Annotated in this window: 15 protein-coding genes; 12 read left to right on the forward strand and 3 right to left on the reverse strand. The window is 75.8% G+C overall.

Annotation, left to right across the window (positions count from 1 at the left end):
- Window positions 1-39 precede the first annotated feature (39 nt).
- Together JD79_RS17085 and JD79_RS23920 are read left to right on the forward strand one after the other, a co-directional pair.
- Window positions 40-249: a ubiquitin-like protein Pup gene (locus JD79_RS17085; RefSeq protein ID WP_110006505.1), complete on the forward strand. Its 210-nt coding sequence runs from the start codon at window positions 40-42 to the stop codon at window positions 247-249.
- 356 nt (window positions 250-605) lie between these two features.
- On the forward strand, window positions 606-902 hold the full coding sequence (locus tag JD79_RS23920; RefSeq protein WP_245900165.1) for an endonuclease VII domain-containing protein: 297 nt from the start codon (window positions 606-608) through the stop codon (window positions 900-902).
- Window positions 903-913: 11 nt separating this feature from the next.
- Here the strand turns inward: JD79_RS23920 and JD79_RS17095 are convergent, their stop codons facing one another.
- Window positions 914-1,525, reverse strand: a complete 612-nt coding sequence (locus JD79_RS17095) for a hypothetical protein (protein WP_110006507.1) — start codon at window positions 1,523-1,525, stop codon at window positions 914-916.
- Window positions 1,526-1,698: 173 nt separating this feature from the next.
- Between JD79_RS17095 and prcB the strand changes: the two genes are divergently transcribed.
- From prcB to pafA, 3 genes are read left to right on the forward strand one after another with little or no spacing between them, the layout of a single operon-like run.
- Window positions 1,699-2,556, forward strand: a complete 858-nt coding sequence (gene prcB, locus JD79_RS17100; protein WP_110007800.1) for a proteasome subunit beta — start codon at window positions 1,699-1,701, stop codon at window positions 2,554-2,556.
- Window positions 2,557-2,559: 3 nt separating this feature from the next.
- Entirely contained in the window at window positions 2,560-3,468 is a 909-nt protein-coding gene (prcA, locus tag JD79_RS17105; RefSeq protein ID WP_110006508.1) for a proteasome subunit alpha, read from the forward strand.
- A 59-nt stretch (window positions 3,469-3,527) separates the two neighbouring features.
- The gene (pafA, locus tag JD79_RS17110) at window positions 3,528-4,886 is read left to right on the forward strand and encodes a Pup--protein ligase (RefSeq protein ID WP_110006509.1); all 1,359 of its coding nucleotides are present in this window, start codon (window positions 3,528-3,530) and stop codon (window positions 4,884-4,886) included.
- A gap of 63 nt (window positions 4,887-4,949) precedes the next feature.
- Here pafA and JD79_RS17115 read toward each other — a convergent pair whose 3' ends face one another.
- Window positions 4,950-6,059 (reverse strand): DUF3866 family protein, encoded by a 1,110-nt coding sequence (locus tag JD79_RS17115; protein WP_245900167.1) that lies wholly within the window; start codon window positions 6,057-6,059, stop codon window positions 4,950-4,952.
- A 142-nt stretch (window positions 6,060-6,201) separates the two neighbouring features.
- Between JD79_RS17115 and JD79_RS17120 the strand changes: the two genes are divergently transcribed.
- The 5 genes from JD79_RS17120 (at window position 6,202) to tatC (ending at window position 9,837) form a co-directional block, all read left to right on the forward strand.
- The gene (locus JD79_RS17120) at window positions 6,202-7,230 is read left to right on the forward strand and encodes a helix-turn-helix transcriptional regulator (RefSeq protein WP_110006511.1); all 1,029 of its coding nucleotides are present in this window, start codon (window positions 6,202-6,204) and stop codon (window positions 7,228-7,230) included.
- On the forward strand, window positions 7,227-8,192 hold the full coding sequence (locus JD79_RS17125; RefSeq protein ID WP_110006512.1) for a helix-turn-helix transcriptional regulator: 966 nt from the start codon (window positions 7,227-7,229) through the stop codon (window positions 8,190-8,192). The genes JD79_RS17120 and JD79_RS17125 overlap by 4 nt, the downstream gene beginning before the upstream one ends.
- Before the next feature lie 71 nt (window positions 8,193-8,263).
- Window positions 8,264-8,470, forward strand: coding sequence for a hypothetical protein (locus tag JD79_RS17130; protein ID WP_110007801.1), 207 nt, complete (start codon window positions 8,264-8,266; stop codon window positions 8,468-8,470).
- 114 nt (window positions 8,471-8,584) lie between these two features.
- Window positions 8,585-8,884 (forward strand): Sec-independent protein translocase subunit TatA, encoded by a 300-nt coding sequence (tatA, locus tag JD79_RS17135; protein ID WP_110006513.1) that lies wholly within the window; start codon window positions 8,585-8,587, stop codon window positions 8,882-8,884.
- A gap of 20 nt (window positions 8,885-8,904) precedes the next feature.
- Complete coding sequence (gene tatC / locus JD79_RS17140; RefSeq protein WP_245900168.1) at window positions 8,905-9,837, forward strand: twin-arginine translocase subunit TatC; 933 nt, start codon at window positions 8,905-8,907, stop codon at window positions 9,835-9,837.
- On the opposite strand, the gene JD79_RS17145 is transcribed toward tatC, so the two are convergent.
- Window positions 9,838-11,226 carry an FAD-dependent oxidoreductase gene (locus JD79_RS17145; RefSeq protein ID WP_110006514.1) on the reverse strand — a complete coding sequence of 463 codons (1,389 nt, stop codon included), beginning with the start codon at window positions 11,224-11,226 and terminating at the stop codon, window positions 9,838-9,840.
- 278 nt (window positions 11,227-11,504) lie between these two features.
- Between JD79_RS17145 and JD79_RS17150 the strand changes: the two genes are divergently transcribed.
- Window positions 11,505-12,398, forward strand: a complete 894-nt coding sequence (locus JD79_RS17150; protein WP_110006515.1) for a diacylglycerol/lipid kinase family protein — start codon at window positions 11,505-11,507, stop codon at window positions 12,396-12,398.
- A 169-nt stretch (window positions 12,399-12,567) separates the two neighbouring features.
- Window positions 12,568-15,414: a DEAD/DEAH box helicase gene (locus tag JD79_RS17155; protein ID WP_110006516.1), complete on the forward strand. Its 2,847-nt coding sequence runs from the start codon at window positions 12,568-12,570 to the stop codon at window positions 15,412-15,414.
- Window positions 15,415-15,530 lie beyond the last annotated feature (116 nt).

Below are 15,530 nucleotides of genomic sequence, written 5' to 3' on the forward strand. Positions count from 1 at the left end.
GGCGGCAGCACGCACTGGGCGCGCACCAGGGGAGGGCACATGGCCACCAGGGACACCGGCGGGCAGCAGCGGGCGACGCGGTCCAAGGAGGAGACCGAGGAGGTCGAGGCCTCGGTCGACACCGAGGTCGCCGAGCGCCACAAGGAGATGTCCGAGGACGTCGACGCCATCCTCGACGAGATCGACGACGTCCTCGAGGAGAATGCAGAAGAGTTCGTGAGGAGCTATGTTCAGAAAGGCGGCCAATAGACCATTCTCCCGACAGCACTTCTCGTGCAGTAAACAATACCAAGTATTGTCGGGATTGTGGTGAGGAGCGACCGGTCGGGGAGTTCACCTCCGACCGGTCGCGACGGGACGGCCTGAGCTTCTACTGCCGCGTGCACGCCCGTCGCCGACTCCTGCGTTCCAAGGACGCGCGTCAGGGACCGCCCAAGAGCAGGCACCGACGGGAGGTCGCCGTCCCGGACGGGCACAAGTGGTGCCCGGACTGCGCCACGGTGAAGCCGATCGACGACTTCGTGCGGAACAGGAGCCAGCCTTCCGGGCGCCAGCCGTACTGCAAGCCGTGCCACAACGCCCGCGGCAAGGCGTCGAAGGACCGGATGGGTGGATCACGTACCTACCACCTCAAGCGGCGGTACGGGATCACAGCCGCGCAGGCCGATGCCATGCTCGCCGAGCAGGGCGGCCTGTGCGCCATCTGTATCAAGGCGCCCGCGGAGCACGTGGACCACTGCCACGCGACCGGCAGGGTGCGGGCGTTGCTGTGCTTCAACTGCAACGGCGGCCTGGGCCAGTTCAAGGACGATCCCGAGGTGCTGCGGGCGGCCGCCGAGTACGTCCTCCACCACCGTGCTCTCCAGGCCGGCGCGCCCGTTCCACCGCCGGCCGCGGACTGACCGCTGGCCGGTCAGCGCAGGGCGACGAGTGCGGCCAGCAGGCCGCTGACCAGCGCACCCACCACGGTCAGGCCGGTGATGAGCACCGCGACCACGTCGCGGAGGCGCCCGGGCACGCGGCCGGTCTCCGGCGCGTCGGGGAGCGGCGGCACGCCCCACGCCGCGCACAGCAGGCGGGGGAGCACCACCGCACCCTGCGCCTGGCGGGCGAGGAGCAGCACGCGCACCTCCGGCAGCCGCGCCACCTCCGGCCACGGCACCCGCAGGTGGCCCCCGCCGTCGGCCAGCAGCAGGCCGGTCGGCTCGCCGTCGTCCTCCTCCACGGCGACCGCCTGCACCTCGGTCAGGTCCACGCCGTGCCACCCGAGCAGCGTCCGGCCGGCCAGGACGCCGTCGTCGCACCACAGCGACCTGCCCGCGCCGTTCTCCCGGACGGCGGAGGACAGCACCACGGCGGCGAGCACGACGACCGTCGCCAGCGGGACGGCGACCCAGCCGGCGCCGGTCCCGAGCGCCCAGCCGGTCGCCGGCGCGACGACGCCGACGAGCAGCGCACCCGCCCCCGCCAGCGCCCACCAGCGGCGCCGGTCGGGCACCCGCGGCACCACCCGCGCCGCGGCCATGGCCCCACCCCCGTACCGCCGTGGAGGCGCGACCGTAGTGCGCCACGGGGCCCGCTGCCAGGCCCCGCGTCCCGGGTGGGCCGCCAGCCGCGCCGGTAGGGTCGACGACGAGCGCCGCGGGCACCCGCGGCACGTCGAGGAGCACCCCGTGGGGCGCGGAGAGGGTGGACGGGTTGACCCAGTCGCACACCGGCCGGAGCGGCTTCCCGCCCGCCTACCTGGACCGGGTGGGCTCCTCGTTCACCGACTTCCTCGCCCAGGCGGCCCCGGACCTGCTGCCGAGCCGGCGGCCGGTGCCGGGCGTGCAGGCCGGCGACCTCACCCCGCACGGCACCACGATCGTCGCCGTCACCTACGGGGGCGGTGTCCTCATGGGCGGTGACCGGCGGGCCACCATGGGCAACCTCATCTCCAGCCGCGACATCGAGAAGGTCTACCCGGCCGACTCGTGGTCGGTGATCGGCATCGCCGGCGCCGCGGGCATCGCCATCGAGATGGTCCGGCTCTACCAGGTCGAGCTCGAGCACTACGAGAAGATCGAGGGCCTGACCCTCAGCCTCGACGGCAAGGCCAACCGGCTGGCGCAGATGATCCGCGGCAACCTCGGCGCCGCCCTGCAGGGCCTGGCCGTGGTCCCGCTGTTCGCCGGCTTCGACCTCGACGCCGCCGAGGGCGCCACCCCGGGCCGGATCTTCAGCTACGACGTCACCGGCGGGAACTACGAGGAGCGCGGGTACGCCGCGGTCGGCTCCGGCTCGCTGTTCGCGAAGAACTCGCTGAAGAAGACCTGGCGCTCGGGCCTGGACGCCGGTGCCGCCACGCGCACCGTCGTCGAGGCGCTCTACGACGCCGCCGACGACGACTCGGCCACCGGCGGCCCGGACCCGGTGCGGCGGCTGTACCCGATCGTCTACCGCGTCGACGCCGAGGGCGCGGTGCGCCTGACCGACGCCGAGGTGGCCGAGGTCGCCGACGCGATCATCGAGGAGCGCGCCGCCGCCGACCGCGAGAACGTCGACCGGGGGGCCTGAGCCATGACCATGCCGTACTACGCCTCCGCCGAGCAGGTCATGCGCGACCGCTCGGAGTACGCCCGCAAGGGCATCTCCCGCGGCCGCAGCGTCGCCGTCCTCACCTACGCCGACGGCGTGCTGTTCATCGCCGAGAACCCCAGCTCCACGCTGCACAAGGTCGGCGAGATCTACGACCGGATCGGCTTCGCCGCCGTGGGCCGCTACAGCGAGTTCGAGAGCCTGCGGGTGGCCGGCGTGCGCCTGGCCGACGTCCGCGGGTACTCCTACAACCGCCGCGACGTCACCGGCCGGGTCATCGCCAACGCCTACGCCCAGACCCTGGGCGCGATCTTCACCGAGCAGATGAAGCCCTACGAGGTCGAGCTCTGCGTGGCCGAGGTGGGGGAGACCCCCGAGCAGGACCAGCTCTACCGGCTGACCTTCGACGGGTCCGTCGTCGACGAGCCGGACTTCGTCGTCATGGGCGGGCAGGCCGACGCCGTCACCGCCCGGCTGCGGGAGGACTTCCAGGCCGGCCAGTCGCTGTCCGACACGCTCATGGTCGGCGTCCGCGCGCTGTCGGCGTCCAGCCCGGCGCTGTCGGGCAACGGCGACCGCGGCCTGCTGCCGGCCGGCCAGCTCGAGGTCGCCGTCCTGGACCGCCGGCGGCCCAAGCGGGCCTTCCGCCGCGTCGTCGGCGCGGCGCTGGGCACGCTCCTCGGCGACCGGTCGGCGGCCGGGCAGGCCCCGGAGGGGGCGACGCACGCGCACACCCCGAGCGTGCCGCAGCCGGGCACCCCGGCGGGCCTGGGCGACCCGGCCGCGCCCGACACCGCCGGCGGCACCGGCGGGTCGGGGGAGGGCAGCGGCCCCCAGTCGGGCCCCGCCGACGGCGGAGGCGGCGGCACCGACGGCGGTCCGGCGTCCTGATGGGCGGCGGGCCGCGGCAGGAACCGGCCGGAGTCGCATCCGGCGCCTAGGCTCGGTCCGTGGACCGACGGATCTTCGGGATCGAGACCGAGTACGGCGTCACGTGCACCTTCCGCGGGCAGCGGCGGCTGTCCCCGGACGAGGTCGCCCGCTACCTGTTCCGGCGGGTCGTCTCGTGGGGGCGCAGCTCCAACGTGTTCCTGCGCAACGGCTCCCGGCTCTACCTCGACGTCGGCAGCCACCCCGAGTACGCCACCGCCGAGTGCGACGACCTCACCGAGCTCGTCGTCCACGACAAGGCCGGTGAGCGGATCCTCGAGGGCCTGCTGGTCGACGCCGAGCAGCGGCTGGCCGAGGAGGGTGTCACCGGCGACATCTACCTGTTCAAGAACAACACCGACTCGGCGGGCAACAGCTACGGCTGCCACGAGAACTACTGCGTCGGCCGGCACGGGGAGTTCTCCCGGCTGGCCGACGTGCTCATCCCGTTCCTGGTCAGCCGCCAGCTGATCGTGGGCGCGGGCAAGGTGCTGCAGACCCCGCGCGGGGCGATCTACTGCGTGAGCCAGCGCGCCGAGCACATCTGGGAGGGCGTCTCCAGCGCCACGACCCGCTCGCGGCCGATCATCAACACCCGCGACGAGCCGCACGCCGACGCCGAGCGCTACCGGCGGCTGCACGTCATCGTCGGCGACTCGAACATGAACGAGACGACGACGCTGCTCAAGGTCGCGATCACCGACCTGGTGCTGCGGATGATCGAGGCCGGCGTCCCGATCAGGGACATGACGCTGGAGAACCCGATCCGCGCCATCCGCGAGATCAGCCACGACATCACCGGCCGCCGCAAGGTCCGCCTGGCCAACGGCCGGGAGATGAGCGCGCTGGAGATCCAGGCCGAGTACCACTCACGGGCGGCGGAGTTCGTCGACCGCGAGGGCTTCGGCCCGGTGCACCGGCAGATGCTCGAGCTGTGGGGGCGGGTGCTCAAGGCCGTCGACAGCGGCGACCTCTCGCTGATCGACCGCGAGATCGACTGGGCCACCAAGCTGTCTCTGATCGAGCGCTACCGCGCCAAGAACGACCTGTCGCTGTCCTCGCCGCGCATCGCGCAGATGGACCTCGCCTACCACGACATCAGCCGCAAGCGGGGGCTGTACTACCTGCTCGAGCGCCGCGGCCAGGTGGAGCGGGTGGCGCACGAGCCGCGGGTGTTCGAGGCCAAGAACGTGCCCCCGCAGACCACCCGGGCCAAGCTGCGCGGCGAGTTCATCCGCAAGGCCCAGGAGAAGCGCCGCGACTTCACCGTCGACTGGGTGCACCTCAAGCTCAACGACCAGGCGCAGCGCACCGTGCTGTGCAAGGACCCGTTCAAGAGCGTCGACGAGCGCGTCGAGAAGCTCATCGCCTCCATGTAGCCCGGCCGGTGCAGCCGGTGCACGTCCGCGGATCCGCACGGTGCGGATCCGCGGACGTGCGCGTCACGCCTCGTCGGGCAGCGGTACGCGGACGGCGGCGTAGCGGCCGGCGGCCGCGGCGGCGAGGAAGTAGGCGCGCTCTTCCGGCCAGCCGCGGCCCATCGTCGACAGCGTGACCGGTGAGAGCTGCAGCGCCTCGTCGAGGCCGTCGACGTCGACCCACACCACCCGGTTGCGCTCGGGCTGCCCGGCGAGGTCCTCCTCGACCTGCTGCCCGAGCTCCGAGCCCAGCCCGCGCGGGGCCACCAGCGTCACCCCGGCCATCGCCACCCGACCGAACGCGGTCAGCGAGTGGTGGGAGACGCCGCGGTGGCGCGGGCGCGGGTCGGCGTCGGAGATCCGCAGCGCGCCGATCGGCTCGCCGCCGAGCACGCTGACGGCGTTGCACGCCTCCCCGGCGGCCACGCCCGAGAAGCCCCACGGCGTGCCGGTGCCGAGGTTGCCCGGCCCCTGGGTGACCACGGTGACGTCGGCGCCGAGCACGTGCCGGGCGGCCAGCAGGCCGGTGTGCAGCGTGACCGCCTCCAGGTCGCCGCCGAAGGCCTGCCCGACGGTCACCACGCCGGCCAGCGACGGCGCCAGCGTGTGCAGCGTCCGGGAGAAGCCGGCGACCAGCGCGCCGCCGTCGGTCATGACGTAGGCGACCCTCAGGTCGGGATCGGTGGCGAACAGGCCGATGAGCACGGCCGGCAGCGCGGAGTGCAGGTCGGCGACGACGACCGGCATCCCGCCGAGGTCCTCGGCCGCGGCGATCGTGTCGTGGTGCTCGGTGTCCTGCTCGTCGACGCCCTGCACGCTCACCTGCAGCGGCGTGTAGCGCGCCTTGACCAGGTGGCCGGGGCCGGTCGGGTCCGGGGGCAGCCGGTCGGGGACGGCGACGACGAGCGCGTAGCCGCCGGTGCCCAGCCGCTGCGCCCACGCGGTGGTGTTGAGCAGCACCTCGTCGCCCACCTCGGGGACGCCGACCAGTGACGGGTGGGCCAGCGAGCGCACCTCGCCGTCGCCGGGCACCTCGACGGTGAGCTCCAGCGCGTCGCGCCAGCTCCTGCCCGTCGCGGTCACCGTCCCGCGTCGCCAGCGGATCCGTTGCACGCTCGTCCGGTTCTCCCCCACGGGGCGAGCGTAGGGACCCCGGTGCCCCCCGCGCCTCGCAGACCCGGTGCGGGCTCCGGCACCTCCGGCACCGGGGCCGCCGCGGAGGTGGTCCGCGGCCCGGGACGGGTGCTCAGGGCGCGGGCTGACTAGCCTGGGGCGCGTGTCGGCGAAGCGGGCGGAGCGGCTGGTCAACCTGGTCATCGCCCTGCTCGGGACCCGGCAGTACGTGACCGCCGCCCGGATCCGCGCGACCGTCCCCGGCTACGAGCCCGACGACGGCTCCGCCCGCGCCGACGAGGCGTTCAAGCGGATGTTCGAGCGGGACAAGGCCGAGCTGCGCGAGATGGGCGTCCCGCTGGAGACCGGCCGCACCAGCGTCTTCGACACCGAGGACGGCTACCGCATCGCGCGCGCCGACTACGAGCTGCCCGAGATCACGCTGACCGGCGAGGAGGCCGCCGCGGTCGGCCTGGCGCTGCGGCTGTGGGAGTCCGCGCAGCTGGCCGGTGCCGCGCAGAGCGCCCTGGTGAAGCTGCGCGCCGCCGGTGTCGACGTCGACCCGGCCCGGGCGCCGATCTCGCCGCGGCTGGACTCCGACGAGCCGGCCTTCGAGCCCTGCTACGCCGCCGCGCGCGACCGGCGGGTGCTGCAGTTCGACTACCGCCGTCCCGACGAGGACGCCCCGGCCCGCCGCCGCGTGCAGCCCTGGGGCGTCGTCGCCTGGCACGGCCGCTGGTACCTCGTGGGCCTGGACCTCGACCGGCAGGCGCCGCGGGTGTTCCGGCTCTCCCGCGTCGTCGGCACGCCGCGGGCGACCGGGCCGGAGCACGCCTTCGAGCCACCGGCCGACGTCGACCTCGCCGGGCTGGTCGCCGGGGCCTTCGGCGGCCGGGGGGAGGAGCAGCTGGTGGTCGTGCGCGCCCGCCCCGGCGCCGCGGTGGGGCTGCGCCGGTGGGCGACCCCGCTGGGCGCCGGCCCCGACGGCGACGACCGGCTGCAGCTGCGCACCACCGAGCCGTGGCGGCTGGCCGACCAGCTGGCCGCCTACGGCCCCGACGTGCTCGTCGAGTCCCCGGCGGCGGTGCGCGACGCCGTCGTCGAGCGGCTCACCCGGCTCGCGGCGATGGCCCCGACGATGGCCCCGACGGAGGCCCCAGCGGAGGCCCCAGCGGAGGCGGGGGACCGATGACCAGCCCGGCCACCAACGAGCGGATGACGCGGCTGCTGTCGCTCGTCCCGTACCTCACCGCCCGGCCCGAGGGCGTGCCGCTGCCCGAGGTGGCCCGCGACTTCGGTGTCCCCGAGCGGCAGCTGCGCCGCGACCTCGAGCTGCTGTGGATGTGCGGCCTGCCCGGCTACGGGCCCGGCGACCTCATCGACCTGTCCTTCGAGGGCGACCGGGTGCGGGTCACCTTCACCGCCGGCATGGTCCGCCCGCTGCGGCTGACCACCGACGAGGCGGTCGCCCTGGTCGTGGCGCTGCGGACGCTGCTGGACCTGCCGGGTCTGGCCGAGCAGGAGGCGGTCAGCCGGGCCCTGGCCAAGGTGTCGGCCGCCGCCGGGCACGCCGCCGAGGGGGTCACGCCGGTGGCGCTGAGCGTCGACGCCCGGGAGCAGGCCCTCGCCGTCGTCCGGCAGGGGCTCGAGCGGGGGCGGGCGCTGCACCTGCACTACTACGTCCCCACCCGCGACGAGCGCACCGAGCGCACCGTCGACCCCATGCGGCTGCACCTGGTCGACGGCCGCTGGTACCTGGAGGCGTGGTCGCGGGAGGTCGCCGGGGTGCGGCTGTTCCGCCTCGACCGCATCGACGACGTCGAGGTGCTCGACGAGCCGGCCGCCCCGCCGCCGCAGGCCGCGCCGCGCGACGTCGAGTCCGGCGTCTACCAGCCCGCGCCGGACGCGCCGGTGGTGCGGCTGCGGCTGGCCCGCACCGCCCGCTGGGTGGCGGAGTACTACCCGGTCGAGGACGTCCGCGAGGTCGACGACCCGCCCGGCGGGCTGGCCGTGGCGCTGCGCACGCACGACCTGGCCTGGGCACGGCGGCTGGTGGCCTCCCTGGGCGGGGCCGCGACCGTCGACGAGCCGGCCGGGCTGGCCGGGGCGGTGGCCGCCGACGCGCGCGCCGCCCTCGCCCGGTACGGCGCCTGATCCCCGGCGCCCTGCCCCCGGCGCCCTGCCCCCGGCGCCCTGCCCCCGGCGCCTAGGGTGCTGCCGTGCTGATGCTCGTCGTGTGGATCGCCGTCCCCGTCCTGTGCCTGGTCGTCCTCGGCGTCCTCGCCCACGGCCTGCTCGGTGCGTTCCAGCGGCTGGGCCGCGAGCTCGAGGCCGCCGAGCGGGACGCGCGGCCCGTCCTCGAGCAGGCGCAGGCCACCGCCGCCCGGGCGGCCGAGCTGCAGGCGGGCGGACGGCAGGCCGACGCGGGCTGAGCGGGCGCGGGCCGAGCGGGCGCGGGCTGGACGCCTGACCCCATCCGTCGGGGGTCCTGGGACGAACCCCCTGCGGCGTAGCATCGCGCTCGCCCCCCTCGACCTGGAGGACGCATGAACATCGGTGCGCCGGAGATCATCCTGATCATCCTCGCCGTCCTGTTGCTCTTCGGTTACAAGAAGCTGCCCGACGCCTCGCGCTCGTTCGGCCGCTCGCTGCGCATCTTCAAGGGCGAGATGAAGGGCATGAAGGACGACGACGCGCGCGCCGCGACGCCGGCCCCGCCCGCGGTGCTGCAGGCCGCCGACGCCGACCGGCGCGCGCAGCTCGAGGCCGAGGCGGCCGCCGCCGAGGCGCGCGCCGCGGAGCTGCGGGCCCGAGCCGCGCAGCCCGGCGCCGCCGACGCACGCTGAACCCGCCGCAGGAGCGCACCGTGAGCGGTCCGTCGCTGCGGCGCCGCCGGCGCCGGCCGCCGCGGGACCCCGAGGCGACGATGAGCCTCATCGCGCACCTGACCGAACTGCGCAACCGGGTCGCCAAGGCCCTGCTCGCGCTCGCGCTGGGCACCGTCGCCGGCTTCCTCTGGTACGACCACGGGCTGCTGACCTTCCTGTCCGAGCCCTACTGCTCGGTGCCGCCGGAGCTGCGCTACCAGGGCGCGGAGGACTGCCAGCTCGTCGTCCTCGACGTCTTCGGCGGCGTGCTGCTGCGGCTGAAGATCGGCCTCATCGCCGGCGCGGTGCTGTCCAGCCCGTTCTGGCTCTACCAGCTCTGGGCGTTCATCACCCCGGGGCTCAAGCGCAACGAGAAGCGCTACGCGGTCACCTTCGTCGCCGCCTCCACGTCGCTGTTCGCCCTCGGCGCGGTCCTGGCCTACGTCACCCTCTACAAGGGCCTGGAGCTGCTGCTCTCCCTCGCCGGGGACGAGGTCGCCTTCCAGCTCACCGCGGCGGACTACCTCGGCTTCGTCATCAGCCTGCTGGTGGCCTTCGGGCTCAGCTTCGAGCTGCCCCTGGTGGCCGTCGCGCTGAACCTGGTCGGCGTCCTGTCCCACGCGGCGCTGGCCCGCAGCCGGCGGTGGATCTTCTTCCTCACCATCGTCTTCGCCGCGTTCGTGACGCCCACCCAGGACCCGTTCACGATGCTGGCGATGGCGCTGCCCATGGTGGTGCTGTTCGAGCTGGCCATCCAGGTCACGCGGATCGTGGACCGGCGGCGCGCCCGGCGCGAGGCCGTCGAGTCCTTCCACGACGTCCCCGACGGCGAGGCGTCCCCGCTGGACGCCCGGCCCTCGTCGCTGGACGCGACACCGACCCGCCCCGAGGACCTGGTGCCCGGCCCGCCGGCGGAGCGTTCCCGCCGCTGACTAGGCGGCGGCCAGCGCCGCCAGCAGCGCCTCGCGTGGCGGGGCCTGCGGCGGGCCGGCCGGCCGCCCCGGCTGGCCGGGCCCGTCGGCGAGCGGGCGCCCGGGGCGCCACCCCTCGGCGAGCATCGCGGCCACCCGGGGGTGCACCGCGCTGAGCGCCGACGGCGGGTCGACCAGGTGCGCGTGGCGCAGCACGGCCCGGCCCACGACCGGGTCGGCGCCCGCGGCGGCCATCACCAGCCAGCCGGGCAGCGGTGCCCCAGCGACGGCGGCCGGCGGCCCGCCGGTCCAGGAGCGGCCGTCGCGTGCCGCCCGCCAGGCCGCCGCGCGCGCGGCGTCGGTGCGGCAGCCGTCCTCGAACCAGGCGTGCAGCTCGCCGAGGACCCAGGCGTCGACCTGCGCGCGCCAGGACCGGGCGTCGCCCGGTGCCGCGGCCACGGCCTCGGCCAGCCGCAGGGCGTGCGCCACCGCCAGCGCCGAGCCCCGGCCGAAGTGCGGGTTGCTGGTGCTCACCGCATCGGCGAGCGGGTGCAGGCCCAGCGGCGCGGCGTCGTCGAGCACCCGGAAGGTGCTGCGCAGGCCGCCCATGACCATGACCGGCGAGACCGGCCGGGCCCGTGCCGGATCGGTCCACAGGGCGGCCAGCGGCACCGCCCGGGTAGCCGCCTCGAAGCAGGACAGCTCCCGCAGGCGCGCGAGGTCGTGGTCGTCGGGCAGCCGGGTGAGGCAGACGGAGAACGTGCCGGCGTCGTGGGGGAAGACCAGCACCGCGTACCCGTCGCCCTCGGCCACCGAGACCACGCCGCGCTCCACGGGCCCGAACTCCGCCCCCGGGAGCAGCCGGTAGCGGCGGGAGGCGTACACCTCGTCGGTGGGCACGTCGACGGTGTCGCCGGACCAGCGGCGGGACAGCCGGCCCCGCCGGCCGGTGGCGTCCACGACGAGGTCGGCGGGCAGCACCGCGCCGTCGGCGAGGCGCACCCCGGTGACGGCGCCGCCGGCGGTCTCGACGTCGGAGGCGGCGGCGGACCGCAGCTCCACGCCGGGCTCGGCCTCCGCCGCGGCCTGCAGCACCCACTCCAGCGTGCTGCGGCGGCACCACAGCGCCCGCAGCCCGTCGGGGAGGTCGACCGGGGCGGCGCCGTGCGCGACCAGCGAGGCCAGCACGTCGGGCAGGCCCGCGGCGAGCTCGGCGTGCAGCCGGGCGAGGAAGGCGTGCGGCTGGTGGAACTGGGACACGCCCCGCCGCGCCCACCCCGCCGCCCCGTCGAGGTCGGCGGGCCGCACCCCGCCGTCGCGGTCCACGACCCGCACCCGGTGTCCCTGACGGGCGAGGGCCAGGGCGGCGGTCAGCCCCGAGATCCCGGCACCAGCGACGACGACCTGCACGACGACCTCCCGCGGATCCGGACCTGGCCAGCGCGGACGCCCGTTGGTTGCGCTGGGCACCGAGCCGACGGAGCCGGCACATGGACTCACCGGCCGCGTTCGGTGTCAATCCCGTGACGGTGCGTCGACGCGCAGTGCGGCCCTGGGGCGTGGGAGCCGGGCCGCGGGGCTCCGACCTGGGGCGCTGGTCGACCGCGCCGCAGGTAGGAGGCCCACCGGAGATCGTTGCCGAGCCGTAACGTGGGCCGGCCGCAGGGGCGCAGGGGAGGGGAGGCCGGGTGGGCGTCGACGTCGCCGTCCTCGTCAGCGCCGCGGCCGGCCGCGGCCGGGCGCGCACCGTGTCGGCGACCGTCCTGGAGGCGCTGCGCCGCGGCGGGCTGACCCCGACCGTGCTGGCCGCCACCACCCGCGCCGAGGCCGAGCGGGCGGCGGCGGAGGCCGTGGCGGCCGGGACCGGTGCCGTGGTCGCCGTCGGCGGGGACGGTGCCGCGCACGCCGCGCTGCAGGCGGTCGCCGGCACCGGCACGCCGCTGGCCGTCGTGCCCGCCGGCACCGGCAACGACCTGGCGCTGGCCCTCGGCGTGCCCCCCGAGCCGGTGGCCGCGGCGGCGGCAGCGGCCACCGACCTGCGCGAGGGCGCCGTCCGCGGCCTCGACGCCGGGCGCACCGGCGGCCGCTGGTGGGCCACGGTGCTGTGCTGCGGCTTCGACTCGGCGGTCACCGACCGGGCCAACCGGCTGCGCTGGCCGCGCGGACCCCGGCGCTACGACGTCGCGATCCTCGCCGAGCTGGCCCGGCTGCGGCCCCGCGAGGTCACGCTCACCCTCGACGGCGAGCCGCGGACCCTGCCGGTCACGCTGGTCGCCGTCGGCAACACCGCCTGGTACGGGGGCGGCATGCGGGTGTGTCCCGACGCCGACCCCGCCGACGGCCGCCTCGACGTCACCGTGGTCGGGCCGGTGACCCGCCGCGAGCTGGTGCGCACCCGCCCGCGGCTGACGGCGGGCACCCACGTCGCGCACCCCGCCGTCGCCGTGCACCGCGCCGCGCGGGTGGAGCTGGCCGGGGCGGGACTGACCACCTACGCCGACGGCGAGCCGGTGGCCGCCCTGCCCGTGGTCGCCGAGGCGGTGCCCGGCGCGCTGCGGGTGGTGGGGTCGGCGCGTCCCTGAACGGCGGGGACGAGCCGCAGCCGACGGCCTCGGCCACGACCGTTATCCCCAACTACCGGTCACGACCGGACGACCACGGGACACGACATCGACGAGGAGAGCCGCCCCCACGACCGGCCGGGTCCCGCCCGCGCTGAGGACATCGGGGGAAGCGCCTAACGTGGGGAGCATGTCCAGCCCCGCCGAGCGGTACGCGGCTGCCCGGCGGCGCAGCGCGCACCCGACCCTGGCCGACTTCACGTCCGAGCTCGGGTTCTCCCTCGACCCGTTCCAGGTGGAGGCCTGCGAGGCGCTCGACGAGGGCGCCGGGGTGCTGGTGTGCGCGCCCACCGGGGCCGGCAAGACCGTCGTCGGTGAGTTCGCCGTGCACAAGGCGCTGGCCGAGGGCCGCAAGGCCTTCTACACGACGCCGATCAAGGCGCTGTCCAACCAGAAGTACAACGACCTCGTCGACCGCTACGGCGCCGACCGGGTCGGCCTGCTGACCGGCGACAACGCCGTCAACGGCGACGCCCCGGTGGTGGTGATGACCACCGAGGTGCTGCGCAACATGCTCTACGCGGAGTCCCCGGCCATCGACGGGCTCGGGTACGTGGTCATGGACGAGGTGCACTACCTCGCCGACCGCTTCCGCGGCGCCGTGTGGGAGGAGGTGATCATCCACCTGCCGGCGTCGGTGACCCTGGTGTCGCTGTCGGCCACGGTGAGCAACGCCGAGGAGTTCGCCGACTGGCTGGTCACCGTCCGCGGGCACACGAGGGTCGTCGTCAGCGAGGTCCGGCCGATCCCGCTGTGGCAGCACATGCTCGTCGGCAACCGGGTGTTCGACCTGTTCAGCCTGCGGCCCGCGGCGCACGCCGCCGAGCAGGGGGAGACCCCGCGCACCCAGTCCACCCGCGACCGGGGCGCCAGCGTCGTCGACCCCGAGCTCGTGCGGTTCGTGCGCGAGTACGAGCGCCGGCTGGACACCTGGGGCGGGGGCGGCGGCGGGTCGCGGCGCGACCGCGACTGGCACAAGCCCCGCTACCGCCCGCCGGCCCGCCCGGAGGTGGTCGAGCGGCTCGACCGCGCCGGGCTGCTGCCGGCGATCACCTTCATCTTCAGCCGCAACGGCTGCGACGCCGCCGTCGCCCAGTGCCTGCAGTCGGGCCTGCGGCTGACCGACGAGGCCGAGCGCGCCGAGATCGCCCGGATCATCGACGAGCGCACCGGCGGCCTGCCCGACGAGGACCTGCACGTCCTCGGCTTCTGGGAGTGGCGCGAGGGCCTGCTCGCCGGGCTGGCCGCCCACCACGCCGGCCTGGTGCCGGCGTTCAAGGAGACCGTCGAGGAGTGCTTCGTCCGCGGCCTGGTCAAGGCCGTCTTCGCCACCGAGACCCTCGCGCTGGGCATCAACATGCCCGCGCGCACGGTGGTGCTCGAGCGGCTGGTCAAGTGGAACGGCGAGGCGCACGTCGACGTCAGCCCGGGGGAGTACACCCAGCTCACCGGGCGGGCCGGTCGCCGCGGCATCGACGTGGAGGGGCACGCCGTCGTCGTCTGGGCCCCGGGCATGGACCCCTCCGTGGTCGCCGGCCTGGCCAGCACCCGCACCTATCCGCTGCGCTCGTCGTTCCGGCCCAGCTACAACATGGCCGTCAACCTGGTCGGCTCCTTCGGCCGGGCCCGCGCCCGGGAGCTGCTCGCCTCCTCCTTCGCCCAGTTCCAGGCCGACCGCTCGGTGGTCGGCCTGGCCCGGCAGGCCGCCCGCTCCGAGCGCGACGCGGAGCGGTTCGCCGCCGAGATGAGCAGCGAGGGCGGGGACGTGCTGGCCTACGCCCGGCTGCGGCGGGAGATCGCCGACCGGGAGAAGGAGCTCTCCCGCGACTCGCAGGCCAAGCGCCGCATCGAGGCCGCCGACGCGCTGGCCGCGCTGCGCCCCGGCGACGTGATCCGGGTGCCCTCCGGCCGCCGGCAGGGCCTGGCCGTCGTCCTCGACCCCGGGATCACCGACCTGTCCGACCCGCGGCCGCTGGTGCTCACCGAGGACAAGTGGGCCGGGCGGCTGGGCACCGTCGACTTCCCGACGCCGGTCAGCGCGCTGGCCCGCGTCCGGGTGCCGAAGAACTTCAACCACCGCAGCCCGCACGCCCGCCGCGACCTCGCCTCCACGCTGCGCTCGGCGCGGCTGGAGAACGACCTCGGCGCGCGCCGGGTGAAGATCCGCTCCGCGGCCGCCGACGACCCCGTGCTGCACGACCTGCGCCGCGCCGTGCGCAACCACCCGGTGCACGGGCTGCCCGACCGCGAGGAGCGGGTCCGCTCCGCCGAGCGGTACCTGCGCGCGGTCGCCGACGCGGAGGCCACCCACCGCAGGATGGCCGAGCGGACCGGCTCGCTGACCCGCCAGTTCGACCGCACCTGCGACGTCCTCGAGGAGCTCGGCTACCTGGTGCCCGAGGTCGTGCCGCTGGTGCCCGCCGACACCGAGGAGCCCACCCCGCTCGACGACGTCCCGCGGGTCACCGAGGAGGGGCGGCGGCTGGCGCGGATCTGGTCGGAGGCCGACCTCCTGGTCGCCGAGTGCCTGCGCGCCGGGACCTGGCGGGGGTTGGGCCCGGCCGAGCTCGCCGCGGTGGTCTCGACGCTGGTCTTCGAGGCCCGCCGGGAGATGCCCGGCCAGCCCGCGGTCCCGGCCGGGAAGGTGGCCGGCGCGATCGCCGAGATGCGGGGCATCCGCGCCCGCCTGCAGGACGTCGAGCTCGACCGGGGCCTGCCCGCCAGCCGCGACCTCGACCTCGGTTTCGCGTGGGCCGCCTACCGGTGGGCCGACGGGCAGAGCCTCGACCGGGTGCTCGCCGGTGCCGAGCAGGCGGGCACCGAGCTCTCCGGCGGCGACTTCGTGCGCTGGGCGCGGCAGCTGGTCGACCTGCTCGACCAGCTGGCCAAGGTCGCCGACGAGGCGGTGGCGGGGGTGGCCCGCGCCGCGGTGGGCCGGGTCCGGCGCGGCGTGGTGGCGGTGGCGATCAGCGGGTGATCGTCGCCGTCCCCGCCGCGGCGGGCGCCGTCCCCGCCCGGGCGGCGGCCACGGCGCGCGGGGGCTGGCGGAGGCCTCCCGTGGTGCACAATCCCCCCGCTCCCGTGACGCAGTGT

This window comes from Geodermatophilus normandii (assembly GCF_003182485.1).
GTDB lineage: Bacteria > Actinomycetota > Actinomycetes > Mycobacteriales > Geodermatophilaceae > Geodermatophilus > Geodermatophilus normandii.